We start from the raw sequence: 22,422 nt of genomic DNA, 5'->3' as shown, positions 1-22,422 counted from the left end.
ACATCCTTTTATCTCTTCTATTTTCTTGTTAGGTTCAGCTAATAATATAATTAATAAAATGAACAATATAATTTTCTCTATAATAAAATCACCTTCTTCAAGATGTATCTCTGGTTTTTAAATTTTGCTAGAAAATTTCCAGAACTCATTTTCTATAAAAAATACTTTTTTTGAAATAGAAGGATACCCCCTATACTTAAAAACAGTTATTTATAATTATTTCAGACATAATTAAAGGGCATAATTCTATGAATTTGCCCCACTAAAATTAACTTAGCATATATATTGCTCTTTTTAGTTACTCTCATGGCTCTTTATTAATCTATCTAATGTTGGTCTACTTACTCCCAATTCTTTAGCCAATTGAGTCTTATTAAGTTCTCTAGCCTTATATCTATCATAATAACTACCAAAGTTCTCTATCTTAACTTCTTTACGTCCTTTGTATTTACCCTGTTCTTTAGCTATAGCAATACCTTCTCTTTGTCTTTCTAGCATGTTTGTTCTCTCAAATTCATATATTGCACCAAGCATTGTAAGCATAAGTTTTCCTGTAGGTGTACTTGTATCTAAATTTTCTTTATCACTAATTAACTTTACATGTTTCTTTTCTAAGAGCTCAACTATTTCTAATAGGTCTTTAGTACTTCTAGCAAGTCTACTAAAATCATGTACAATTATTGCATCTCCTTCTCTTACAAAATCTAACATTGCATTTAGTTGTGATCTTTTAGTATCTTTGGCACTTATTTTCTCCTGATATATTTTTTCTACATTATGCTTTTTCATTGTAACTAATTGTCTATCTTCATTTTGTTCTGCTGTTGAAACTCTCATATAACCTACTACCATCTTTGACCCCTCCACCTATGTTTACTCTATAAATAATATTATAGCATAAATGTAAAATTAGAGTCAAAGACTTATCGTGCTTTTTGTAAATTAATTAAGATTTTGATTTTATTTTTACACCAAAATACATATATTACAATGTAAATTTATACCATGCTTTATTTTTACAATAAATATTTGTAAAATGGTAGTTTTTTAATCAAAATAATGCTTATTAAGAATTATTTTTTTGTTCTTATTCTTATCTTAGCTATGGCTGCTTCTATTTCTGTTTCACCAGTTTCCATACCATTACCATTATCTTCTTGTATAACTGTATTTGTAGGATTACCATAAATACGATTTATAAGATATTGATTGGCTGCTAACATTACTCTCTTATCACTATTATCTTTGGCCAATGCCTTAATATTATTAACATAGGATTCTATATCTTTTAATATTATTGAGTTCCCCTGGCTTGCCAGCTCTTGCTTACGCCTGTCCATTTCTTTCCTAACATGTTCTCTATTCATCCAGTTATAAACAGTTTGTCTACTGATACCAATTAAGTTAGCAGCATCTGTCACGTTAAAGCCTGAAATCAAGAGAGATACTAACTTTGATTCTTCTTGATTTAATTCTTCTAATCTTCTATATCCTGTATTAACTATATCAACATCTTTTTCACTCAAGAAATCACTCCTTTACTTAAATATCTATTACATATACATTTGTTTTAACCTCTCTAAAAATGACCTTCAATATACATTTTCAGACTTCTTAATAAATCTATTCTATTCTTTGGAAATTCTATTATTAAAGGCCTTTACACTTTTGTAATGTCCTATTGCTGAAAAACGTAACATATGAAATTTAGATCTAATTTACAACAATTCTAATCTCTTTTTCTTTTCTTTAATTTATTAGTAAATTTAGTTATTGCTTTTACTTCTTCTTCTTTATCTATTCCAATATATCGTCTTGTTACTTCTATAGTCTTATGGCCTAATATCTTTCTTATAAGTTCTAAAGCATAAGTCTTATTTTCTTCCTCATCATAAATATGTCTTGCAAATGTCTTTCTTAAAGAGTGTGTTGCAACATTTTCTTTAATCCCTACCTTTTCTGCTGCTCCTTTTATTATTCTTCCTGCTTGCCTTGTTTGAATAGGTCTATTAAACTTTTTTCTCTTACCGCTTTTAAATAAGAACTCCTCTCCAGGTTTATCTTGAGTATAGTTTTCTATAGCCCCCTTTATTACATCAGATAAGAAAACTTCTCTATCATAGTCTCTTTTTTCCTCTATAACTCTAATCCAATCCTTAGATACTCTTATCTTCTTCCCTTTTTTATCTAATTTTACATCTGTTACATCTGCGACTTTAAGTGCTAATATATCCCCTATTCTAAGTCCAGTACACATTCCAAATAGAGCTAACAAGTAATTTCTTTCATTCCATTCCTCTAAAAAATTTAAAAGTCTAAATACATCTTCAATATCTTTTATAGGATTAACTTTTTGTCCTTTATGTGCTTCCATTCATTAAAAACACTCCTTATTCCCATAGTAATTTTTTCTTTGTCTCTCTTGAACTAACATTTTTAAATCTTCATCTACATTAGCAAAAGAATCTGTAATTATAGAGGTTATATCATTTGTAGTGTATCTTCTCTCTTTTGAATAAGTACTGGTCTTTATTCTAAATCCTAAGTCATTTACAGTTCTAGTTACTTTCACCACATTTTCTAACTGCAAATATAACTTAAACGTAACTAATTCAACATGATCAGATTCATCAATTATACTTTCTTCTAAAACTTTTAAATACAAATCTAACTTATCAATCTTGGAATGATAGTTACTTTTAACCTTCTTTTTTAGTTTCAGGAGTTTTTCTTGTTTTTTCTTTATAAAGTCTAAAGAACATTCCCTTCCATACATACCTGGAGTTTCTCTCATTACATTGTCATAATACTTTAGATTATATGGTATATATGCAGCACTTAAAATTTCCTCTGTTATATCTCGTTTAATTTCAAACACCTCTTTTAAAAATACTTGTTTTATTGCATAAAAAAATACCATCTATTTAGATAGCATTAAATTATATCTATTAATTCTTTAATTTTCCTATATATCTCTTTATAGTTCATATCTTTGTCTATTAACTTAGGTAACTTCATAGAAATAACTCTTTCGAGTGCTTGTATATCAAACAATTCACTTTGATTTAACTCATCTCTTTTTACATCTTTTGGTATTCCTAGTTTTTTTCTTACAAGTTCAGTGAAATGTTTATAATACATTTGAGGCTTATTACTCCCTTGACTAAGAGCATAATAAACAAACTCTTGTATTTCATCTGTGAAGTCTTTTCTTACTTTTTTGCCTTCTGTTCTTATGTTTATCCATTCTTGGTCTTTTTCTGTAGCAATATAATAACCATGTATTCTAATTTGTTTAAGTACTTTAGAAACCCACTTTGTAAATAGTTTTGCTTCTGGTTTATTACTTCTAAATGACATATTATATACTGCTTCTTCTGTAATGAATATGGTACCAAAGTTTGGCAATTTACTTTTTAAAATTTCTAGTGTCGGAATCTCCGACAGTAGACTCATTAAATTTCTTTTTATATTCTCTATCTATATTTCTTAAAGTATCACGAATATTTACTATGCCTAATTCTTCTCCTACATCATTTGCATTAAACCAAACCTCACTACCATCCTTTGACCATATCATTCTTATATTTTTCTCTTGCAAAACTTTCAACATACTACGCCCTCCTAGTCTAATGATTGAATTTTTATATAAAAAAAGACCTAGAATATAAATTCCAAGCCATTTTTTATTAAATATATTTTTTCATAATACAATATTATCATGATTAAAAGACATAAATCGTACACAAATCGGTCACAAATCGTACATAAATCGTCTATAAAAAAGACATTATTTACATTTAAATTTATATAACTAAATTAAGAGCATACTTTACAATATGCTCTTAGGAAAGATATTTCTTGTTTATAGATTATAATATTTCTCTAGTATCTTTATTTTTATAATTTCAAAAATAAAAATTAGAATCACAGTTATTATCATATTTCTTGTACTATTTTCTATAATGTTATAACTAAACAATGCAAAAACAATGATTAATAAAATTACGTTTATAGCGCCAGAAATCAAGAATGCTTTTTTCTTATTATTCATATATTTCCTCCTAGTTATTTGCTAGTTTTATACCATCTCCTACTCTTTCAGTATATACAACTTTTTTAAAGTTAGATGAACTATAAAAATATGTAACATATTCATATCTGTATGGAACAGGAACATTAGCATGACTGTTTCTAATGTCAGTTATTTGTCTTCTATAATATGTTTTTGTATATACGCCTCCATATTTAGTAATATCATATACTTTTTCTCTATAAATACTCTCAGCTAAACCTAATAAAAAAGATGACCCTCCAGAAAGATAACCTAATCCCCATTGAATAGTTTGGATAATTCTTTCTCTTGTATAAGGAGAACTTAGTTTACGTGATTTTTGACCTATATATTTAACATTTTTCCAACTACCAGGCGTAACTTTTGTTGAAACATAAGTGTTATTACCTTTTTTATCTACAATCATTTCATTTTCATTACTATCAATAATAGTAAATTCGTTTTCATCAACAAGTTCTTGTTTGTATTCATTATCTTCAAAAGTAGATGCATAAACCAAATTGTATCCACTAGATAAAACAAAGATTCCTGCCATTAAAAAACTTATTATTTTTTTCTTTAACATAATATTTTACCACCTTTACTTAAATATTTATTCTACAAACAATTGCATATAACCTGTTAGTTATATTAAAAATACTCTTTTGCTTAACTTCACAGTCAAACTCTGTCCGATTTCATAATATTTTTATTTAGTATCATAATTTAATCCTCCTTTAGAAGTCTATTTATATATACAACGCATAATAAAATGAATTTTGGACAAAATAAAAATCTTTTTTATTTTAAGAGTAAAAAATAAAACCCTCTAAGAAAACTCATTCTTAGAGGGTTTATTATTATATATCCATGTACATTTTCTATTTTTATATACTATCAATTTAACTTATTTCAAGCATTTTTAAGTACTTCTCATTAACTTTATATACGTCCTTTTCTCTTGATAAAAGTTCTATTTCTTCAAGATTATTAAGCACTTCCATCAACTGGTCAACTAATTCAATTTCCTTTATTCCAGCCTTTAAGTATCTACTTTTATTCTTTTTAATATAGTTTTCCAATGTCATAGAATAGTTATCTTTACTACAGATATATTTTAATATATGTTCTTCTGTTGCTGATAGAGTAATATCATTTTCAAATAACTCTTCTTTCAATACACTCTCTAAAGACTTTCTATCATGCATGTCTCTCATTTCATTTATAGACTGTATTATGGACTTTAACATGAACTCTATAAATACAGTTAAATTATATCCCTTATTCTCTACATCTAGTATAGCCTTATAATACTTAGTTCTGTTTTTAGATATCATATATGATATTGAAAACTCCTTGAAAGTATCATATCCTTTATCAATTAAATATAGATAAGATAAGGCTCTTGATGTTCTTCCATTACCATCACTAAAAGGATGAACATATACAAAATAGAAATGAATTATTGCACTCTTTACTAAATCATTTACCTTACTATTTTCCATAAAAGTTATTAATTCATCCATAAAATTATATATTTCCAAAGGATCCAGTCCTGTATGTATAATTTCACCTTTTGAATCACATACATATACTTTTTCAGTTCTATACTCATATTCTTCTGAATCCAAGCAGTTTTCACCCAATATATGATGTAAGTCATATATAAATTTGTGACTATATAACTTATCTAAATTATCTAATCCATATTCTAAGGCTCTATGATTATTGTAAATCATGTACTCACTTTTATTACTTGGTTTCATCTTTCCTCTAATTATAGATTTTGCAATCTTTCTAGTTGAAAAGGCACCTTCAATTACACTAGAATAATAAGACTCTAAGGCTAAATCATTTTTATCTTCTATTATTTTAAATATCTTGCTTGATGTTAATCTATCTATTTCATCTATTGAATTTAATATGTTATAAGTTTCATGATAGTATAGTTCTTTATCATCAAAACTCTTTAAGGAAAGTATAATCTTATTTCCAGTAGAGTATTTATTTTTGTATTCTTCTATTGTCAGTTTAATCACCACCTTAGTTTATCTTTATCTATTAATATTAACAAAAAGTATTAGTTTTTACACCATTTTTGATTGTTTATTTTATAAGTTATAGTTTTATTTCTGTTAATTGCAATCAAGTCCTACTTAATATATAAAATTTTTAAAGATTATATAAAAGTGTCTAAAAATCAATTCATTCTTCGTTATAATTATATATACATTGCCATAAAGGAGGATTAATATGCTAAATAAGAAAAACATAAGTTTAATTATATTGGTAATAGTTTTAAGTTTATTCACTGCTATATTTGTTTTCAATAATAGAAATACAAATGATAAATTAAAAGAAGTTACTAAAAATAATGAAGAAATAGTGCCTAAAAACTTAGAAGATTTAAGTATAGAACAATTAATAGAGATTAGAGACAAGGCCATTGATAAAAATTTAGAAGGTCTTAGAGAATTTGGAGAAGATTCAGTAAAACAGCGTAAAGATTCAATTTTAAATTTTGAATTTGGATTAGTTGCTTTTGTTAACAAGAATTATAGTAACTTAACAGAAAAAGAGAAATTAATAAGACAAATTAATATTGTTAACTATGAAAACTCTATAAATGATATAATGGATCCTTCAGGTTCATTCTTTGAATTAGCAAATCAAAGTTATGAAGTTAATGAATTCATATTAAAGAACGGGAAAAATTATAAAGAATGGTCATATGAAGGTCTAGATTTTCTAATTGATCATTTAGAAGAATTGTGCAAATTTGTTGATTTTGATGTAAAAGATGTAATAGATATTATTGATCCTACAATAAAAACAGATCTTTCAGAGGAACAAAAGAAATCCTTGAACGATAAATTAAAGAAAATGTCTTCAAGTAATACTTTAAGTGAAGAAATTAAAAAGGAGATAAAAAACTGGGAAAACAATTTGAATAGTTTAAATATGAATAAAAATAATTCTAATTAATTTACTCGACTTTGATTCCAATCTCTTTTATACTCTAGTACATATAAGATGTATTTCTTTACTTCTTCTAGTAATCTTAAGACTATTTACACAATATAGTCACTATAAATAGCTTCTTCCATTTAATTTATAAACATTAAAATGCTCAAGATTTACAAAAGTATCTTATTTACATAAATCTTGAGCATTTTTCTTATCCTTCAACTGATATAAAATAATAACTAGCAATAATAAATTTTTATATTATTTTTAATTATCTATATTATAAATTTTATTTTTACTAATTATAAATAATGTATTTCAAAGTAATCCTTTTATCTTATCTATAATCTCTATTCTCATCTGTTTACACTTACTTGTTGAAAATCCAATCATTCTAGCGACATATTCCCAAGATGTCCTATTATTTGAAAAATACTTATATTGGACTATTTTCTTTTCTTCTTCACTTAATATCTTCATTGCATTATCTATTTTTTCAACTAATAATTCCTTATGTCTTTTCTCTTTTTCTTTTAATAGTACTTTCCTTTCTTTCTCTTCAACTTCTATCTCAACTACACTTTTAGTGTTATATGTTCTACTTGATTTCTCTTTAATTTCAATACTACTGCATCCTCTATAGTCATTTTTTATTATTTCTATATCGATACCTATTTTCTCTATTTCTGCTTTTGCTTTTTTATAACTATATAATTTGCCCTCTGTACTACTGAACAAAGTATCTTTTTTATTGGCCAATGTTACTTCACACTCCCATTTATGTTATAATGATTTTGTGATGACAGTTTTAGAGTTTTGACAAACGGGAGCGTGAAGTAATGCTCCTTTTTCTTTTTTGAATTTTACTTATTACCAAAGCCTATTTTCTTAAAAAAATCTTCAATTTTACTTTCATTTTTTTCTATATCCTTTAGCATTTTTTCTTCTTCTCTTTTCTTGATAATAATTATTTCTTTACTATCTTTACATACATTTATAGTTTCTTTATGTATTTCTTCTTGCATAATTTTTCTATATACATCAATTCCACTACTTCCAACATTTAGATTAATTAACTCATCTATTGTACTTTCCATGCTTTCCTTCAAATTCTTTATATTTTCACTATGTTAAATAAGGCTTTTCATATTTTCTTTCATCTTAAATTCCTCCTTTAATTTTTCTTACATTTAAAGTCTTGATACATACAACCACAGTCTTTACATTGCCAAACTATTCCAATTGATGTTTCAATCTTAAATACATTGCCATTACAAATTGGACACTCATTTTCCCTACCACCAATTATCTTCAACTTTTTCAAAGACCTCTCTCCTAAACTGTTTTTCTAGTTATTCTAATGATTCTATTATCAGTTACTATTCTAGTTGAAATCTCAATATCATAATTCTCTTTCAAGTCTAAAAGGTGCTCATAAAAATGTTCTGCATTTTCCATAGTTGAAAATGCTATTTCACACTGTTTACCCCTAACCTTAGTACCTTTCGTTCTGAATTTTACTATGTATTCCTTTTCTCTATTAACCATTTTTCAATTCTCCTCTTTAAGATATATATTCTTCTCTTTTTTCCATTTCTTTTACAACTTCTGTTGCTTTTAATAATGATTCATATCTACTCATTGACTTAGATTCAGATTTTATTTCTGATGCTATTTTATTAATGAATTCTGTTTTTTCTAATATGTTCATATGTGATATTTTCTTCATGAACTATACCCCTTTTTTATATATCTTTTTTTAATTGCTCATATATCTTTTGACATTCATTCTCTATCTTTTTAGTATTTTCTACTGTCTTAGTTGCGTCATTAAAAACTCTATTTATTCTGACTGCAATATTTAATGATGAATTAGCACTTTTATATAAACTATTTTTAAAACTATTAATTTCTTTTACATCTTGCTCTATTAATTTAATACTTTTTCTTAGTCTGATATTGTTTCTAATACTGAAAACTGCATCAAAACATAATATCAAAATTACAATGTTAAATATCATGTACTCTCCTTCCTTAATGCATTTTTTAATTCCAAAATGGTGCTTCTTCTCCATTTAGCTCAAAAATTATAGCATTAACTATCCTAAACTTTTTTAGTTCATTTTTTCTTTCAAGGTACTTTATCCACTCGTAGAACTTACCTCTATACTCAAGTGTGTATACATAATTCGGAAAATTATCATATTTGTCTAGCAAACTATCAAACTTTGCTAGTGCTTGTGTGATACTAATTCTGTTCATTTTTCTCACCTTCTTTTTGCATTTTAAGCAATTCTTTTTTTAACTGAACAACCTCATTTTTCATGACATTAATCAAAATCTCAATTTCTTCATCCAGCCACTGTTTCATATATTTATTTACAAATGTAACATCTATTTTGTTTCCGTTTTTTCTTATAATTTTTACTTTTATTTCTTTACAGTTTTTTATTTCTCTTAAGTATTTGTTTATATCTTTTTCATCTTCTTTAGTTTTTTCTATCGCTTCATTTATAGGAAGGATAGCTATTTTTTGTTCTTTTGATATATTTTCTAATTTCATTTTTGTACCTCTTTCTATTAAAGGTTATTTTTCCTACGAGGAAATTAATTAATAAACTTTGGCTATAATTTAATAACACTTTTAAAATTTTTTATAAATGTCTATAGTCCTTTTATCCTTACACTATTTTTAAGTTTTTTTGCTAGCATATCTAAATCTGTGCTAATTGTGTCAGGAAATCAATTTATATAAACCTTGCAAATACTATGTTTTTAAACTTCTTTTAGTATTAAAATTCAATACTTTTTCAAAACTCGATTTTCAATATTGAAAAGTAATTTTTTTCAATATTGAATTTCTATATTCTTCAATATTGAATTTTATTCAAATTTATTAATTTATAAAATTTCCTATTTTCTACACTTATTTTCATCTGGACACCAATATCCAATTGTAAAAATTTTCACACCTGTCATTCCACTTAACTTGTTAAAAGTATCTATATGGGTGAAATGGTCCTTACATTCTTGCAAGTAATCACAAACTTCGCAAGATGTAGCGGCTTCTCTATTTCCTCGAAACGCTATTTGCATCACTTCATTTTGTAAATGTCTCGCAATGCAGTGTAAATCTTTTTCAGTAAGTTCTATTTTCTCATTCATTTAATGCACCTCTCATTTTTCAAATTTTGCCTTTTGACTTTTCTTTATAATTTCATCTAACTCTTTGTTACTATACTGAGTAAATGTTTGCTCAAAATTGGCAAATTTATTTTTACTCACTTCTTTATTTTGTTTGACACTTTCATTTCCATTTTTAGCCATTCGTAGCACTTCATTTAAGTAAGACTCAAACTTGTTGCCAAATAACGTCTCAGGGCGTAAATAGACGCTCATTTTAGCATCTTCTAACCATGCATGCACTTTGTTATCTATTACTTTGTAAAAATCTTCTTCAACAAATCCTTCTTTTAGTCTCGCATTAATTAAGTCTCTTGTTTTTTTAGTCGTACTCTTAAAGGATTTATCTGCTTTTTCATTTAAATAATCAATAATTATTTTATGTATCACTTTGTCATTTGTTTTATCTTCTTTTTGCTTTGCAAGACTATATATATTACTAGTTAAATTAGTATTGTTAATATTAGTATTGTTACTAGTCGCCTCACGACCCACCTGTAGGTCGCCTAGTGACCTACTGTCAGCCGTCTTGCGACCTAGGTCGTCTAGTGACCTACCTTCTAAACTCATTACATAATATAGATTAGTATCATTTTCTTTTTTATTATCAATTTTGCGTTTAACTTTTATTATTAGTTTTTTTTCCTCCAAACTTCTTAATGTTTTTTTGACAGTTGTTATTCCACACCCTGTTTTTCTAGCTATTAATGAAACACTTGGAAAGCATGAACTTTCATTATCTGTATGCCTAGTTAAAACAATATAAATCATTTTTTCATAGATATTTAGACTAGCATCATCTATGAGTCCGTTTTCTATCCAAAACCAATCTCTTCTCCTGAAATCCTTTAAAAGTTCCAAAAGCTCCACCTCCTTCTTAATCCAAGTTATTTTTTAAGACAATAATTCAAATTTATAATCATTGAATATTAAATCTTCTTTACTTATAGTTTTGTACATTATTTCTTCAATTTCTTTTTCATAATACATAACTAGTATTTCATTCTTTTCTACTTCTGCAATGATGCAATCCATCGTTGTATTAAATCTTGTCTCTTGCAGTTGAGCTGCTTTACCTATATGTTCTCTATTAAAATCTGAAATTCCCAATGCTATCACCTCTAATAATTTAATCTACAAAACAAAGGTTAAAGTATCATTCTTTTCTCATCTTGGCTATTTAACTCTTTTAGAATCACTTTTTTCGTAAAATTCATTGCTCTTATTGAAAGTAGTACTTGCTCTTGGCACTCTGGAGGCAATTCACTAGCTTCTTTTAATATTTCATTTGGTAGATTTATATTGTTAGCATTTAATTGATTTTTCATTTAATTTCACCTCCTTATTTTGTATTATAAATACATTTTAACTCTTTATTTATGTATTGTCAATACATTTTAACATCTACAACCCCTTTTTTGCGTATTATAAATACATTTTTGTATTGACAATACATTTTATTTGTATTATGCTATTATCATAACATAAAGAAAGGAGCAATTTAAATTGAGTATTGGAAAAAGACTCAAAGATGCTAGAAAAGAAAATGGCATCTCACAAGAGGACTTAGCTAAACAAATAGGCTATTCTCGTGGTGTAATAACAAATATTGAATCTGATAAAACTGAACCAGCTCCATTAGTTTTAAAAGCAATCTGCGACATTTTAAATCTAAATGAAGAATGGTTACTACATGGTACAGGTCAGCAATCAAATGAGAAAGAACTTTCTCAAAGCTCTAAAATCTTATCTGAAATATACACACTCTCTAAAGATTTATCAGAAGAAGAACAATTATATATTTTAGATTTGATAAATACCTTTAAAAATCATAAAGAAAATATTAAAAAAACAATGAAATAAAAATGGATTAAATTTTTTATTTCTTAATTGGTGCAATGAAATAAGATTTTAAATTTATCTCAACAAATGTATTTTAATCTCTTTGAGATATATTTGTATTATATATGTTGTCACAGTCTGAGTCAATACCTCTTTGAGATATATTTTATGCTTTTAAAGTTTCTTTTTATTGCTTTGAGATTTTTTAAATGTTATAATTTCTTAGAGAAACATGAAAGAGGAGATGAAAAATGAACAATAGAATTAAAGAATTGAGAAAAATAATGAATTTATCACAAAAGGAATTTGGAAAAATTTTAAATCTTTCTCAAAATCATATTTCTTCAATAGAGAAAGATACTCGAACAGTTACAGATAGAACTATAAATGACATTTGTAATAAATTCAATGTAAATGAAAAATGGCTAAAAAACGGAGAGGGCGAAATTTATAAAGATTGTCTAGCTGACTTGGAAGTTGATGATGATGTAAAAGAAATAACTAACAAACTTTATGAATTAGAACAAGAGGATAGAGATGCTATCTTGAAAATGATAGAATTATTGCAAAAGAAAAACAAATAGCAATAAAAAGAGGTTTGAAAATTTATCAAACCTCTTTTATTTTCATATAAAATGTTTCTATGCAATCTGTTAAAAAAACATAATCTTTTTTAGAATTTTTTTTCATTTGATGTATAGATATAGCAACTTTTTTCTTATTTTTAGTGCAATTCATTTTTGATTCAAGTTTTAATTCTCCCATAAAATCCCCATATTTTCAAAATATTCTGATTTATTCTCCTAAAACTTCGTTACTTGTGAAAAATAATAGACTACTCCTTTCTTCAATATTTAAACTAATATAATTCATATTTTTTTGATTTATGTCATGTCATAAAATAAGTTTAAAATCAAATTGTTATTATTTTAAAAGTATTTTATGTACATAGTTTTGTATGTATTATTTCGATATATATCTTCTTTATACTACAAGTATAGTACCCATTTTCACAATAATCAACTTCCAATTTTTTCCATATAAAATTTATTATCTTTGAAAATAAAAAACAGAGTAATTAAAAATTACTCTGTTTACCACTTAGTTAATATAAAACCCAAAAGGAATTTATTGATGATAAAAAATTACATCCTCTTTACATACCACTTAGTTAATATAAAACTAATGCTTCCTAATCTATCTTTATTAATTTTTAAAATATTTACATACCACTTAGTTAATATAAAACGTGTTTACAATCATTACAACGTTTATTTTCAAAATATCGTGCACTGCATATTTATATATTTATTATAACATAGTTTATTTAATAAAAATTTTAGTTTGTTAATTAAATTAGATTTAGAAAACAACTTTTTTTAACATTATTAATAATTTTATATATACACTTTATTTATAACTTTTTTATAAGTTTTAATTGCGGAAAACAATATATTTACAACTACTCTACTTACCACTTAGTTGATATAAGATAGCAAATCTTTAAGATTATTATTTAAAAGCGTTACAGCCATTTATTTAACTATAAACAGTGCAAACCTACCAATGATTGACTTTATTACAATGCAACCAGCAACTACAAAAAGTGCAGTTTTTGGGTCATAGATGATAGGAATATTCCATTTGAATATTTGAGTTACTGTGGTTAGTAATGCTATTGCACCAAAAATATACCCCATAATTGTGAGTGGGTGAGCAGGTGAATTGCTGATAAATTTACCGATTGTTGGCATAATCATGCACATTGCAAATCCGATTGCTCCCAAAGTAATAACAGCTGATCTAGGTCCATTAATAAATAATATTTGCTTACCAGATAGTCCTGCATAAACAATTAAACCAGTTATAAACCACTCCGTTACCAATATTCCAATTCCTTTCATCGTTTATCACTCCTTCAAATAGATTTTATTGAATATCGTAATATGTCTTTCTAAAAAGGATATAGCTTCCTCGTGTTTTTCAGGCTGATTGTCGTATTTTGATAACAACAAATATAAAGGTGAATAAAACTGCAAGGCCATAACCATTGTATCAGCATGAATATAAACTCCATCATTTATTAAACTAGTGAACACTCCTGATATATAATCTAAACCTTTATCTATTATCAATTCCCTAAAAAACTTACCTGCTTCAGAAGTTCTATACTGTTCTAATGTCAACATTCTACGCAGTTGAGAACCATACTCCGTTTTGAGATAGAAATTAAACATTGTAATGCTAATACGGAATAATTCCTCTCTTACATCATTTTCTTCTGAGAAAATATTGGTCATGTTTTCAGGGAAAATAGTAGAAAATTCTTCTTGATAACGATGCTCAATGTCTTTGAGAATTGAGTCAAAAATATCTTGCTTTCCACTATAGTGTTTATAAAGAGCACTCTCTCGTATTCCTATTTCTTTTGATATGTCTCGAATACCAACCCCATCATAGCCTCGTTCAGAAAATAATTTTAGTGCAACTTTTAAAATAACTTTCTTTGTATCTCGCACTTCTTTTTTTTGCATAATAACCTCCATTAATAAATATAGTGAACAGTTGTTAACTATCATTATAGTTAACAACTGTTAACTTGTCAAGAAGGGGGCTAAATTATATTCTCACACTATTATTTATGAGCATTTCTGAACTTTGATTTACATCCCACTTAGTTAATATAAAATCCCAAAATAAATTGGGTATTTTCAATAATTTCATTGAACGACAAGTAGTGCTTTTTATATTTTTAGGGAACACCTTGTAGCCTAGTTGTTTCAAGCATTCCATTATTTCTTTTTAAAATATCGTACACTGCAAATTTATATATTTATTATAAGATAAATTATCTAATGAAAATTTCGATTTATTAACTAAATATAATACTTCTGTCGCCTAGATTCGATTATAATATTATATAAAGTAATATGAATATAGAGGGGGGTGAAATTATGACAATTAAAGAATGTTATCAATCTTTTGGTGGAGCTTATCAGGATATATTTAACCGTTTTCGCTCAGAAGAACGCATAGAAAAATATATTAATAAGTTTTTACAGGATCAGTCTTTTCAGACACTTAAATTATCATTAGAAACAGGTAATATTGAAGATGCTTTCAGGTCTGCACATACATTGAAAGGAGTTTCTCAAAATCTTGGATTTAACAGATTAGCAGAATCATCTCATTTGATTACAGAAGCACTTCGTACAGAAGATATTATTAAAGCTACTTCATTATTTTTGCAGGTAAGTGAAGATTACAACACAGTAGTTGCTTCTATCAAAGAATATCAAGGTTCTACTAATAGAGCTTAAACTTTAAGAAAGGAACAGATAATATATGTTTCAGAAACTAATAAAAACGAATATAAACCTATTATCAAAAATAATGTCAGGCATCATATTTGTGATAGTTATTATATACTATGTAATAACTATATATAGTTCTAATACTATGAACGAACAAATGAACATAGTCAGCGAACATCCATATACTGTGTCTGTTGCAATAGGTGATGTCAAAGCTAATCTGACATTGTTACGTGCATTACCAGAACGTTTATCTTACTCCCAAACCTCTGATGTAATAACTGGGATAAAAACACATTACAGTTCTATTAATCAGTCAATGATAGAATTAATTAATATTCTGGAGGATCGTTACCTGGCTGATAAACAAAGTGTACCAGCCATGCATTCACTTTATTCTCAACTTTATAATGATCAGATGAAAATGTTGAAAATGGCAGAATCGCAGAACAATACGCAGGAGGATATAGAAGCATACTTTTCAAAAGAAATAAAACCAAAACTAGATAAGCTGGATGCATTATCTGTTACCATCACAGAAGGTGCAGGAAGGAAACTTAACGAATATTCCGAATTGGTTACCAGTTCTAAAAAAGTAATGGTCATAATGGGTAGTATTCTTAGTGTATCAGTTTTAATTGCTATTATTTTTTATCAATACATACTAAGACTTAAATACAAGTCTGAAGAAGAAATGAATTCTGCTCTAGCTGAACTTGAAGTAGAACAACGTGCAAATTTGGCAAAATCTCAATTTTTATTTAATATGTCTCATGATATTCGTACTCCAATGAATGCAATTATTGGTCTTACTGTAATTGCAGCCATGGATATTGATAAGAAAGATAAAGTAAAAGACTGTCTAACCAAAATATTGTCATCTTCACGTCATATGTTAGGACTAATTAATGATGTTTTAGATATGAGTAGAATTGAAAGTGGAAAAGTTTCACTAAATGACGAAGATTTTAAACTCCCTGAGCTAATTGATGATTTCATTAGTATTACATATCCACAAGCTATTGAGAAAGATATACAAATGGAAATCAATGTTAGTGATATCTCTCATGAAAAAGTGATTGGAGATGCTTTACAAATTAATCGTATTATGACAAATATTATAGGTAACTCATTGAAGTTTACACAACCTGGTGGTAAAATTGGTTTAACTATTCGAGAGTTGCCACCAACTACAAAAGGTTATGGCAGTTATCAGTTTATAATGCGTGATACAGGAATTGGTATGTCTGAAGATTTTATAAAAAAGATATTCCAACCTTTTGAGCGTGCAGAGACTTCCACAAAAAGTAGAGTAGAAGGTACAGGACTTGGTATGGCCATTACAAAGAATATTGTAGATATGATGGGTGGTCAAATTCAGATTGAAAGTGAACTTGGTAAAGGTACCACATTTATAGTAACTATTCCTATTAAATTACAGACCTGTGAAGAAGAAACATTTGATTATAGTAAATTATACGATTTGCGTTCGCTAGTTGTAGATGATGACGAAATTGCATGTGAAAACACAGTAAGAATTATACAGGAAATTGGCATGAATTGTGAATGGGTACTTAGTGGTATTGAAGCCGTGGAGAAAACAAAAATGGCCCATGAAATTAACCAAGATTATCATGTAGTTATTATAGATTGGAAAATGCCAGTCATGGATGGTCTACAAACAACGCGTCAGATACGTAAGATAGTTGGTGATGAATTACCAATTATTGTTCTTACTGCATATGATTGGGCTGATATTGAGGAAGAAGCAAAGGCAGCTGGCATTAATGCATTTTTATCAAAACCAGTGTTCAAATCCCGTTTATATCACATCATGAGTAACTTAACATCAAGTGAAAAAACAAAGGAAGCAGCCAATGTGAATGTAGCTGAAAGTAAGAAAACTTATTCAGGTCGTGTCCTTATAGTTGAAGATAATGAAATAAATATGGATATTGCAGAAGAATTTATTAGTTATTTTGGTGTAACCACAGAAAAGGTATGGAATGGATTAGAAGCTGTTGATCGTATTAAAACAGTTGAGCCAGGATATTATGATTTAGTTTTTATGGACATACAGATGCCAAAAATGGATGGTTATGAGGCAACTCAACAAATCCGTAAGTTAGAAAAAGAAAATAATATGAACCACCTCCCTATTGTGGCTATGTCCGCAAATGCTTTCATTGAAGAAGTTAACAAAGGCTATGCTTGTGGTATGGATAACTATATTACCAAACCTATTGAACTTGAAAAACTTAACACTTGTTTTAAAAAATATCTAAAATCAACATTATAAAAATGATTGTGTTGTCACAAAGGGGGCGATATATGATGATAAATAATGAATTTAAAGAAACTCAAATGAAAAGGAAACAAAAAATATTAATTGTTGATGATACTGAAATTAATCGTGCAATCCTTACTGATATGTTAGAAGATGAATATATCATCATAGAAGCAGAAGACGGAATTCATGCTATAGATATATTGCATACTGATACAGAAATTGACCTTATTCTATTGGATATAATGATGCCTAGAATGGATGGATTTGAAGTATTAACTATAATGAACCAATACCATTGGATTGAAGATGTACCAGTTATTATGATTTCAGCTGAAAATGCCTCTTCTTATGTAAATCAAGCTTATGGACTTGGAGTTACGGATTACATCAATCGTCCTTTTGATGAAACAATAGTGCGCAGACGTGTTGTAAATACTCTTATGCTTTATGGAAAGCAAAAAAAATTAGCTCAGATGGTAACAGATCAGATTTATGAAAATGAAAAGCAAAGCAAGATTATGATAAATATCTTAAGTAACATTGTTGAATTTCGTAATGGAGAAAGTGGACTGCATGTACTGCATATTTATACGTTGACAAATATGCTACTTAATCGTTTAGTGGAAAAAACAGATCAATATGATTTAACATATTCAGATATTTCACTTATCAGCACAGCGTCCTCTCTTCATGACATTGGAAAACTCACTATTCCAGATGAAATTCTAAACAAACCTGGCAAGCTTACACCAGAAGAATTTGAAGTGATAAAAACGCATTCTGTGGCAGGAGCATCTATGCTGAAGACATTACCCTTTTACAAAAATGAACCAATTGTCAAAGTTAGCTATGAAATTTGTCATTGGCATCATGAGCGTTATGATGGAAGAGGGTATCCAGATGCTCTTAAAGGAGATGAAATTCCAATCTCTGCACAAATAGTTGCTCTAGCAGATGTATATGATGCATTAATAAGTGATAGGGTTTATAAAAAAGCAATTCCCCATGAAGAGGCAATCGAAATGATTTTGAATGGTGAATGTGGAGCATTTAATCCACTTCTACTAGAGTGTCTGATAGATATTTCTGACCATATTCAAGATAAGTTAAAAAATGATCCTTTAGCGACTACTGATCCAATAAAACATCACAATATTTCTTCAAATATACTACAACATAAGGAATTTTTGGCATCTGAGCGTACATTGCAACTACTAGAAAATGAGCGTACTAAGTATCAGTTTTTAGCTTTGATGTCTAGAGAAATTCAATTTGAATACATAGAAGCAACGCATATAGTAACTTTTTCAGACTGGGGTACCAAACAACTGGGTTTAACAAAGTGCGCAATAGATCCTTATCATAGTTCTGAACTTCAACATATTATAGGTATAAACAATTTAAGAGTGTTAGATAGATTACTACGTAATACAACTCCTGAATCTCCAGACATCCATCATGATTTTCAGATTCAGATAGGTGATGAGCAGAGATGGTATCATTTTATTTGTCATGCCACATGGCTACTTGAAGATACTCCTCAGTATATGGGAGCAGTTGGAAAAGTAATTGACATTAATGAGGAGCGTAGTCAGCTTATAAAACTTCAACATCTGGTACAACATGATTCTCTAACTCAGCTTTTAACTCATTATTGTGCAAAAGAGCAGATACAAAAGAGCTTTATAGATGAGCCAGACAGTAAATTTGCTTTGATTATACTTGACTTAGATAATTTTAAACAGGTTAATGATAGTAGAGGGCATATGTTTGGAGATAAAATACTTTGCTATACAGCAGAATGTCTGAAAAATTGCTTGAGTAATAATGGTATTATCGCAAGAGTAGGAGGAGATGAATTCCTTGTTTTTTTTAAATATAATGACAACCTTCTTGAATTTGTTGAACAGATTTTCCAATCTATTTGTGGGGAGTATGAGGGTTTTTCAATCTCTGTAAGTATGGGTATATCTACTACTGAAAAAGCAAACAATCAATATGATATACTCTTTGAACAATCAGACCAAGCTCTTTATGTAGCAAAATCTGCTGGAAGAGGTATTTTTCGTCTTTATGATGATTCAATGAAATATATATTTTCAACAATATCAGTTATTGAAAGTGAACTAATGGTAAATAATATTACAGAATAATAAAAAACATTGATACTAAGTTATTGCATATAATATGAGTAAACACTTCGTATCAATTATAAGAAAAGAAAAATAGAAGTAAATCAATTCTGATTACTTCTAACTTTCTTGTGCAATTAATTACAAGTCAATACAAATTTTTAATATAGTAATAGAAATAATCAAAGAAAATTATTTTTACTCGTTTTTAAATTTAGACATTATAAATAATTATATATATAAGTTATTTTATAAATTATTTATATATTTTTTATTTAAGTTATGTTTCTATTTTTAATTCAAATAAAAAACAGAGCAGTTTCAAACTGTTCTGTTTTCCACTTAGTTAATATAAAGTTGCTATATCTCCAACTATTTCATATTTTTCTTTTTTATTTACATACCACCTAGTTAATATAAAATATAATTTAAACTCCTATCTTGATACATAACTATTTTTTTATTCTCCCATTATTTTTATTGATTTAAAATTATTAATATTTCATTTCTTCTTTTAAATTTTCTAATTTTAAAAAACTATCTTCAATATTATTTTCCACTTTTATTTTCTTATATTCTTCTATGCCACACATTATTTTTTTATATAGTGAATATAAGTCAGTTTGATTCTCAATTATTTTTAAATTATTCTTAGATGTGCTTACTTTATTCTTCATAAAAAATTTGTTTGTTGATTTCTGCACGCTATTTATTCCTATTGACAAAATTTCCTGTTTTTTTAATAATATTGAGTTTGTTAAGCATTGCTTAAAAATAGGCAGTGTAATTATAAGAGAAGATTTTATTAAATTTATTAACTCGAAATTATAATTTTGAATTTGCTCCATTAATGTTATATTCTGCAAAGATATATTTCGAGTTATCTTTAGATCATAAACTCTTTGTTCTAAGATTTCTTTATTCTCCTTTAAAAATCCCACTTTTTCATAAGACTGTGTTTTTTCTACTTCTAGGGACAATTCTTTGTCTAAATCCTCTAAAATAATTCCACTTGCTGATATATAATTTTCCAAGCTACTACAATATTCAAAGTTTGATTCGTATAACATGTTCATTTTTTTTAATTGATCTCTTAAATCTATTTCATATTTTTTTAATATAAAATAGCTTTTATCAACTTCATCTACTATCACTGTATATTTACTTATTTGTTTATCTAATTTATATTTATTTTTTTTAAATATTTGCTTAAAAAAATTTGATTTCTTAGATTCTTTTAGTTCATCAAAATCAAATTCATTTATTACTTTGTCTAATTTATTTAATACTTCATTTATGTCAATTTCATAATAATTTTTCAATGAATATAACAGTCCATCAGATATTTCTGTAACACTCTTTGAAGATGTACTTCCAAATTTAAGTATATTATCTATATTGTTTATATTTATTTCTTCTAATATACTTTTTACTTCTTCACTTTCTCTTAAATCAATTTCATATTTATCATTAAAATTTATTTTATCCTTGCCTTTTATAGATATATAATCATACTCTTCTTTTATTTTTTCTAAACAATCCACTAAAATAACAACCCCTTAATAATCTCTTTAAATGAGAAAAAATCTTCATTACTGATACTATTTTTTATATGTTTGTTTAACATTCTTTGAAACCTTAATACTATTCAAGTTTAAAATATCCACTTATATATATTATAGCTTTGTATATTCTTTTAACATACTATTGTATTTTTTAATATCTTTTAATAATATTTCTTTTTCATCTAAAACCATTTCTCTTTTAGAGCGATTAGCCATATTATCAGTAAATTTTAAAAGATTAATTAAAGATATTTTTATTTCGTTATATATATCAAGTTCTTCTTTTTCAGTTTTAAAATAGTCTTTTATATTGTTGTATTCATTCACAAATGAGTCAAGGATAACTGCATTTTCTACGACTATTCTGTGGTAAGGATTTTTAATGTCAGATAAAATACTTTCTATTGTTTTAAACTCATTCTTATATTGTCTATTAATATCTACTTCTTTATCATAAATAGATTTAATTACATTTAATAAATATTTAGCATGATCCTTTTCAAAATCTCCTCCTAAGTTAAGAAGCACTCCTAAAATAGCAAATGCAGAAGCCAAATACCCTAGAAATGGTATGCAAAATACAAAAAAGTATGTCCATGAACCTACTATATCTAATACATTAATATTATCTTTTAGAAAGTTTGAAGATTTATTTTTGAACTTAAATTTACTTTGTATAAAAGCCAGAAAAAAAACTAAAACAACAAAAAACATTTGATATTTATATACCTTAATTAATGCCTCAAGTAATTCATGCATTACTTTTCCCCTCTCTTTTCAAGTTATTCTTAGATAAAATACTATTATATCTTTTAATATTTTTCAATGATATATCTTTTTTAAAAGTATCAGCCATTCCATTAATATAATTAAATATAGTTTTGAATTCTTAAATAGATTAGTTATTCCATTTTATTGTTTTTTAAGTTCTTTAAACATTATAAACAAACTTTTATTTAAATTATTTTTTAAATTATATATTAATTTTAAAAATAATTTATTTTAAAATTTAAATTACAAAAAACAGAGTAGTTAGAACTACTCTGTTACTCACTTAATTAGCATAAAATATAAT

Annotated in this window: 32 protein-coding genes; 6 read left to right on the top strand and 26 right to left on the bottom strand. The window is 26.8% G+C overall.

The window, feature by feature from the left end:
- Positions 1–294: 294 nt before the first annotated feature.
- The 9 genes from IR151_RS18525 to IR151_RS18490 all read right to left on the bottom strand — a co-directional run bounded on the left by IR151_RS18525 (position 295) and on the right by IR151_RS18490 (position 6,093).
- Positions 295–852 carry a recombinase family protein gene (locus IR151_RS18525; RefSeq protein ID WP_227437235.1) on the bottom strand — a complete coding sequence of 186 codons (558 nt, stop codon included), beginning with the start codon at positions 850–852 and terminating at the stop codon, positions 295–297.
- Between the two features lie 221 nt (positions 853–1,073).
- Positions 1,074–1,526 (bottom strand): helix-turn-helix domain-containing protein, encoded by a 453-nt coding sequence (locus IR151_RS18520; RefSeq protein WP_227437234.1) that lies wholly within the window; start codon positions 1,524–1,526, stop codon positions 1,074–1,076.
- A gap of 203 nt (positions 1,527–1,729) precedes the next feature.
- A complete protein-coding gene (locus IR151_RS18515; protein ID WP_227437232.1) occupies positions 1,730–2,374 on the bottom strand; it encodes a tyrosine-type recombinase/integrase in 645 nt (214 codons plus the stop codon).
- Between the two features lie 3 nt (positions 2,375–2,377).
- Positions 2,378–2,920 (bottom strand): hypothetical protein, encoded by a 543-nt coding sequence (locus IR151_RS18510; protein ID WP_227437229.1) that lies wholly within the window; start codon positions 2,918–2,920, stop codon positions 2,378–2,380.
- A 14-nt stretch (positions 2,921–2,934) separates the two neighbouring features.
- Positions 2,935–3,456 (bottom strand): BRO family protein, encoded by a 522-nt coding sequence (locus tag IR151_RS18505; protein WP_255613049.1) that lies wholly within the window; start codon positions 3,454–3,456, stop codon positions 2,935–2,937.
- Positions 3,410–3,613, bottom strand: coding sequence for a BRO family protein (locus tag IR151_RS20295; protein WP_255613048.1), 204 nt, complete (start codon positions 3,611–3,613; stop codon positions 3,410–3,412). The genes IR151_RS18505 and IR151_RS20295 overlap by 47 nt, the downstream gene beginning before the upstream one ends.
- Before the next feature lie 252 nt (positions 3,614–3,865).
- The gene (locus IR151_RS18500; RefSeq protein WP_227437227.1) at positions 3,866–4,054 is read right to left on the bottom strand and encodes a hypothetical protein; all 189 of its coding nucleotides are present in this window, start codon (positions 4,052–4,054) and stop codon (positions 3,866–3,868) included.
- Positions 4,055–4,064: 10 nt separating this feature from the next.
- Positions 4,065–4,640: a hypothetical protein gene (locus tag IR151_RS18495; RefSeq protein WP_227437225.1), complete on the bottom strand. Its 576-nt coding sequence runs from the start codon at positions 4,638–4,640 to the stop codon at positions 4,065–4,067.
- Positions 4,641–4,956: 316 nt separating this feature from the next.
- Entirely contained in the window at positions 4,957–6,093 is a 1,137-nt protein-coding gene (locus IR151_RS18490; RefSeq protein WP_227437224.1) for a Fic family protein, read from the bottom strand.
- 214 nt (positions 6,094–6,307) lie between these two features.
- Between IR151_RS18490 and IR151_RS18485 the strand changes: the two genes are divergently transcribed.
- Positions 6,308–7,039, top strand: a complete 732-nt coding sequence (locus IR151_RS18485; RefSeq protein WP_227437222.1) for a hypothetical protein — start codon at positions 6,308–6,310, stop codon at positions 7,037–7,039.
- A gap of 300 nt (positions 7,040–7,339) precedes the next feature.
- Here IR151_RS18485 and IR151_RS18480 read toward each other — a convergent pair whose 3' ends face one another.
- The 12 genes from IR151_RS18480 to IR151_RS18425 all read right to left on the bottom strand — a co-directional run bounded on the left by IR151_RS18480 (position 7,340) and on the right by IR151_RS18425 (position 11,532).
- Positions 7,340–7,780, bottom strand: a complete 441-nt coding sequence (locus IR151_RS18480) for a RinA family protein (protein ID WP_227437219.1) — start codon at positions 7,778–7,780, stop codon at positions 7,340–7,342.
- A 104-nt stretch (positions 7,781–7,884) separates the two neighbouring features.
- Positions 7,885–8,118, bottom strand: coding sequence for a hypothetical protein (locus IR151_RS18475; RefSeq protein ID WP_227437217.1), 234 nt, complete (start codon positions 8,116–8,118; stop codon positions 7,885–7,887).
- A 77-nt stretch (positions 8,119–8,195) separates the two neighbouring features.
- Positions 8,196–8,345, bottom strand: a complete 150-nt coding sequence (locus IR151_RS18470) for a hypothetical protein (RefSeq protein WP_227437215.1) — start codon at positions 8,343–8,345, stop codon at positions 8,196–8,198.
- 11 nt (positions 8,346–8,356) lie between these two features.
- Positions 8,357–8,569, bottom strand: a complete 213-nt coding sequence (locus IR151_RS18465) for a hypothetical protein (protein ID WP_227437214.1) — start codon at positions 8,567–8,569, stop codon at positions 8,357–8,359.
- Between the two features lie 16 nt (positions 8,570–8,585).
- Entirely contained in the window at positions 8,586–8,750 is a 165-nt protein-coding gene (locus tag IR151_RS18460; RefSeq protein WP_223195723.1) for a hypothetical protein, read from the bottom strand.
- 16 nt (positions 8,751–8,766) lie between these two features.
- Positions 8,767–9,042: a hypothetical protein gene (locus IR151_RS18455; protein WP_227437212.1), complete on the bottom strand. Its 276-nt coding sequence runs from the start codon at positions 9,040–9,042 to the stop codon at positions 8,767–8,769.
- Positions 9,043–9,067: 25 nt separating this feature from the next.
- Positions 9,068–9,283 carry a hypothetical protein gene (locus tag IR151_RS18450; protein ID WP_227437210.1) on the bottom strand — a complete coding sequence of 72 codons (216 nt, stop codon included), beginning with the start codon at positions 9,281–9,283 and terminating at the stop codon, positions 9,068–9,070.
- On the bottom strand, positions 9,270–9,584 hold the full coding sequence (locus IR151_RS18445; protein WP_227437208.1) for a hypothetical protein: 315 nt from the start codon (positions 9,582–9,584) through the stop codon (positions 9,270–9,272). The genes IR151_RS18450 and IR151_RS18445 overlap by 14 nt, the downstream gene beginning before the upstream one ends.
- A 350-nt stretch (positions 9,585–9,934) precedes the next feature.
- Positions 9,935–10,186: a hypothetical protein gene (locus tag IR151_RS18440; RefSeq protein WP_021382773.1), complete on the bottom strand. Its 252-nt coding sequence runs from the start codon at positions 10,184–10,186 to the stop codon at positions 9,935–9,937.
- 12 nt (positions 10,187–10,198) lie between these two features.
- Positions 10,199–11,065: a conserved phage C-terminal domain-containing protein gene (locus tag IR151_RS18435; protein ID WP_227437205.1), complete on the bottom strand. Its 867-nt coding sequence runs from the start codon at positions 11,063–11,065 to the stop codon at positions 10,199–10,201.
- Positions 11,066–11,098: 33 nt separating this feature from the next.
- Positions 11,099–11,323, bottom strand: a complete 225-nt coding sequence (locus IR151_RS18430; RefSeq protein ID WP_227437204.1) for a hypothetical protein — start codon at positions 11,321–11,323, stop codon at positions 11,099–11,101.
- Positions 11,324–11,352: 29 nt separating this feature from the next.
- On the bottom strand, positions 11,353–11,532 hold the full coding sequence (locus IR151_RS18425; protein ID WP_227437202.1) for a hypothetical protein: 180 nt from the start codon (positions 11,530–11,532) through the stop codon (positions 11,353–11,355).
- Positions 11,533–11,710: 178 nt separating this feature from the next.
- On the opposite strand from IR151_RS18425, the gene IR151_RS18420 reads away from it, so the two are divergent.
- Both IR151_RS18420 and IR151_RS18415 read left to right on the top strand, forming a co-directional pair.
- Positions 11,711–12,067, top strand: coding sequence for a helix-turn-helix domain-containing protein (locus IR151_RS18420; RefSeq protein ID WP_227437200.1), 357 nt, complete (start codon positions 11,711–11,713; stop codon positions 12,065–12,067).
- A 230-nt stretch (positions 12,068–12,297) separates the two neighbouring features.
- Positions 12,298–12,630 carry a helix-turn-helix domain-containing protein gene (locus IR151_RS18415; RefSeq protein ID WP_227437197.1) on the top strand — a complete coding sequence of 111 codons (333 nt, stop codon included), beginning with the start codon at positions 12,298–12,300 and terminating at the stop codon, positions 12,628–12,630.
- Between the two features lie 25 nt (positions 12,631–12,655).
- Here the strand turns inward: IR151_RS18415 and IR151_RS18410 are convergent, their stop codons facing one another.
- From IR151_RS18410 to IR151_RS18400, 3 genes are all read right to left on the bottom strand, one after another.
- A complete protein-coding gene (locus IR151_RS18410; protein ID WP_227437195.1) occupies positions 12,656–12,811 on the bottom strand; it encodes a hypothetical protein in 156 nt (51 codons plus the stop codon).
- A gap of 770 nt (positions 12,812–13,581) precedes the next feature.
- On the bottom strand, positions 13,582–13,932 hold the full coding sequence (locus tag IR151_RS18405; RefSeq protein ID WP_227437193.1) for a hypothetical protein: 351 nt from the start codon (positions 13,930–13,932) through the stop codon (positions 13,582–13,584).
- Positions 13,933–13,956: 24 nt separating this feature from the next.
- The gene (locus tag IR151_RS18400; protein ID WP_227437191.1) at positions 13,957–14,580 is read right to left on the bottom strand and encodes a TetR/AcrR family transcriptional regulator; all 624 of its coding nucleotides are present in this window, start codon (positions 14,578–14,580) and stop codon (positions 13,957–13,959) included.
- A gap of 396 nt (positions 14,581–14,976) precedes the next feature.
- Between IR151_RS18400 and IR151_RS18395 the strand changes: the two genes are divergently transcribed.
- Genes IR151_RS18395 through IR151_RS18385 form a run of 3 tightly spaced genes read left to right on the top strand, consistent with a single transcriptional unit; the run spans position 14,977 to position 19,803 of the window.
- Entirely contained in the window at positions 14,977–15,366 is a 390-nt protein-coding gene (locus IR151_RS18395; RefSeq protein WP_227437189.1) for an Hpt domain-containing protein, read from the top strand.
- A 25-nt stretch (positions 15,367–15,391) separates the two neighbouring features.
- Positions 15,392–17,659: a response regulator gene (locus tag IR151_RS18390; RefSeq protein ID WP_227437187.1), complete on the top strand. Its 2,268-nt coding sequence runs from the start codon at positions 15,392–15,394 to the stop codon at positions 17,657–17,659.
- 35 nt (positions 17,660–17,694) lie between these two features.
- Positions 17,695–19,803, top strand: coding sequence for a diguanylate cyclase (locus tag IR151_RS18385; RefSeq protein WP_227437185.1), 2,109 nt, complete (start codon positions 17,695–17,697; stop codon positions 19,801–19,803).
- A gap of 473 nt (positions 19,804–20,276) precedes the next feature.
- Here the strand turns inward: IR151_RS18385 and IR151_RS18380 are convergent, their stop codons facing one another.
- A complete protein-coding gene (locus IR151_RS18380; RefSeq protein ID WP_227437183.1) occupies positions 20,277–21,326 on the bottom strand; it encodes a toxic anion resistance protein in 1,050 nt (349 codons plus the stop codon).
- Between the two features lie 132 nt (positions 21,327–21,458).
- Positions 21,459–22,106, bottom strand: a complete 648-nt coding sequence (locus tag IR151_RS18375) for a hypothetical protein (protein ID WP_227437181.1) — start codon at positions 22,104–22,106, stop codon at positions 21,459–21,461.
- Positions 22,107–22,422 lie beyond the last annotated feature (316 nt).

Source organism: Clostridioides sp. ES-S-0006-03 (genome assembly GCF_020662275.1).
GTDB lineage: Bacteria > Bacillota > Clostridia > Peptostreptococcales > Peptostreptococcaceae > Clostridioides.
This window is presented reverse-complemented; position numbering and strand designations above follow the sequence as displayed.

What these genes read in the sequence shown, in the direction of transcription:
- IR151_RS18385 (WP_227437185.1), top strand. Translation starts at nt 17,695, where the DNA reads ATGATAAATAATGAATTTAAAGAAACTCAAATGAAAAGGAAACAAAAA.
- IR151_RS18445 (WP_227437208.1), bottom strand. Translation starts at nt 9,584, where the DNA reads ATGAAATTAGAAAATATATCAAAAGAACAAAAAATAGCTATCCTTCCT.
- IR151_RS18395 (WP_227437189.1), top strand. Translation starts at nt 14,977, where the DNA reads ATGAATATAGAGGGGGGTGAAATTATGACAATTAAAGAATGTTATCAA.
- IR151_RS18440 (WP_021382773.1), bottom strand. Translation starts at nt 10,186, where the DNA reads ATGAATGAGAAAATAGAACTTACTGAAAAAGATTTACACTGCATTGCG.
- IR151_RS18455 (WP_227437212.1), bottom strand. Translation starts at nt 9,042, where the DNA reads ATGATATTTAACATTGTAATTTTGATATTATGTTTTGATGCAGTTTTC.
- IR151_RS18375 (WP_227437181.1), bottom strand. Translation starts at nt 22,106, where the DNA reads ATGCATGAATTACTTGAGGCATTAATTAAGGTATATAAATATCAAATG.
- IR151_RS18465 (WP_227437214.1), bottom strand. Translation starts at nt 8,569, where the DNA reads ATGGTTAATAGAGAAAAGGAATACATAGTAAAATTCAGAACGAAAGGT.
- IR151_RS18410 (WP_227437195.1), bottom strand. Translation starts at nt 12,811, where the DNA reads ATGGGAGAATTAAAACTTGAATCAAAAATGAATTGCACTAAAAATAAG.
- IR151_RS18450 (WP_227437210.1), bottom strand. Translation starts at nt 9,283, where the DNA reads ATGAACAGAATTAGTATCACACAAGCACTAGCAAAGTTTGATAGTTTG.
- IR151_RS18460 (WP_223195723.1), bottom strand. Translation starts at nt 8,750, where the DNA reads ATGAAGAAAATATCACATATGAACATATTAGAAAAAACAGAATTCATT.
- IR151_RS18390 (WP_227437187.1), top strand. Translation starts at nt 15,392, where the DNA reads ATGTTTCAGAAACTAATAAAAACGAATATAAACCTATTATCAAAAATA.
- IR151_RS18400 (WP_227437191.1), bottom strand. Translation starts at nt 14,580, where the DNA reads ATGCAAAAAAAAGAAGTGCGAGATACAAAGAAAGTTATTTTAAAAGTT.
- IR151_RS18415 (WP_227437197.1), top strand. Translation starts at nt 12,298, where the DNA reads ATGAACAATAGAATTAAAGAATTGAGAAAAATAATGAATTTATCACAA.
- IR151_RS18485 (WP_227437222.1), top strand. Translation starts at nt 6,308, where the DNA reads ATGCTAAATAAGAAAAACATAAGTTTAATTATATTGGTAATAGTTTTA.
- IR151_RS18425 (WP_227437202.1), bottom strand. Translation starts at nt 11,532, where the DNA reads ATGAAAAATCAATTAAATGCTAACAATATAAATCTACCAAATGAAATA.
- IR151_RS18500 (WP_227437227.1), bottom strand. Translation starts at nt 4,054, where the DNA reads ATGAATAATAAGAAAAAAGCATTCTTGATTTCTGGCGCTATAAACGTA.
- IR151_RS18525 (WP_227437235.1), bottom strand. Translation starts at nt 852, where the DNA reads ATGGTAGTAGGTTATATGAGAGTTTCAACAGCAGAACAAAATGAAGAT.
- IR151_RS18475 (WP_227437217.1), bottom strand. Translation starts at nt 8,118, where the DNA reads ATGGAAAGTACAATAGATGAGTTAATTAATCTAAATGTTGGAAGTAGT.
- IR151_RS18510 (WP_227437229.1), bottom strand. Translation starts at nt 2,920, where the DNA reads ATGGTATTTTTTTATGCAATAAAACAAGTATTTTTAAAAGAGGTGTTT.
- IR151_RS18495 (WP_227437225.1), bottom strand. Translation starts at nt 4,640, where the DNA reads ATGTTAAAGAAAAAAATAATAAGTTTTTTAATGGCAGGAATCTTTGTT.
- IR151_RS20295 (WP_255613048.1), bottom strand. Translation starts at nt 3,613, where the DNA reads ATGTTGAAAGTTTTGCAAGAGAAAAATATAAGAATGATATGGTCAAAG.
- IR151_RS18505 (WP_255613049.1), bottom strand. Translation starts at nt 3,456, where the DNA reads ATGAGTCTACTGTCGGAGATTCCGACACTAGAAATTTTAAAAAGTAAA.
- IR151_RS18515 (WP_227437232.1), bottom strand. Translation starts at nt 2,374, where the DNA reads ATGGAAGCACATAAAGGACAAAAAGTTAATCCTATAAAAGATATTGAA.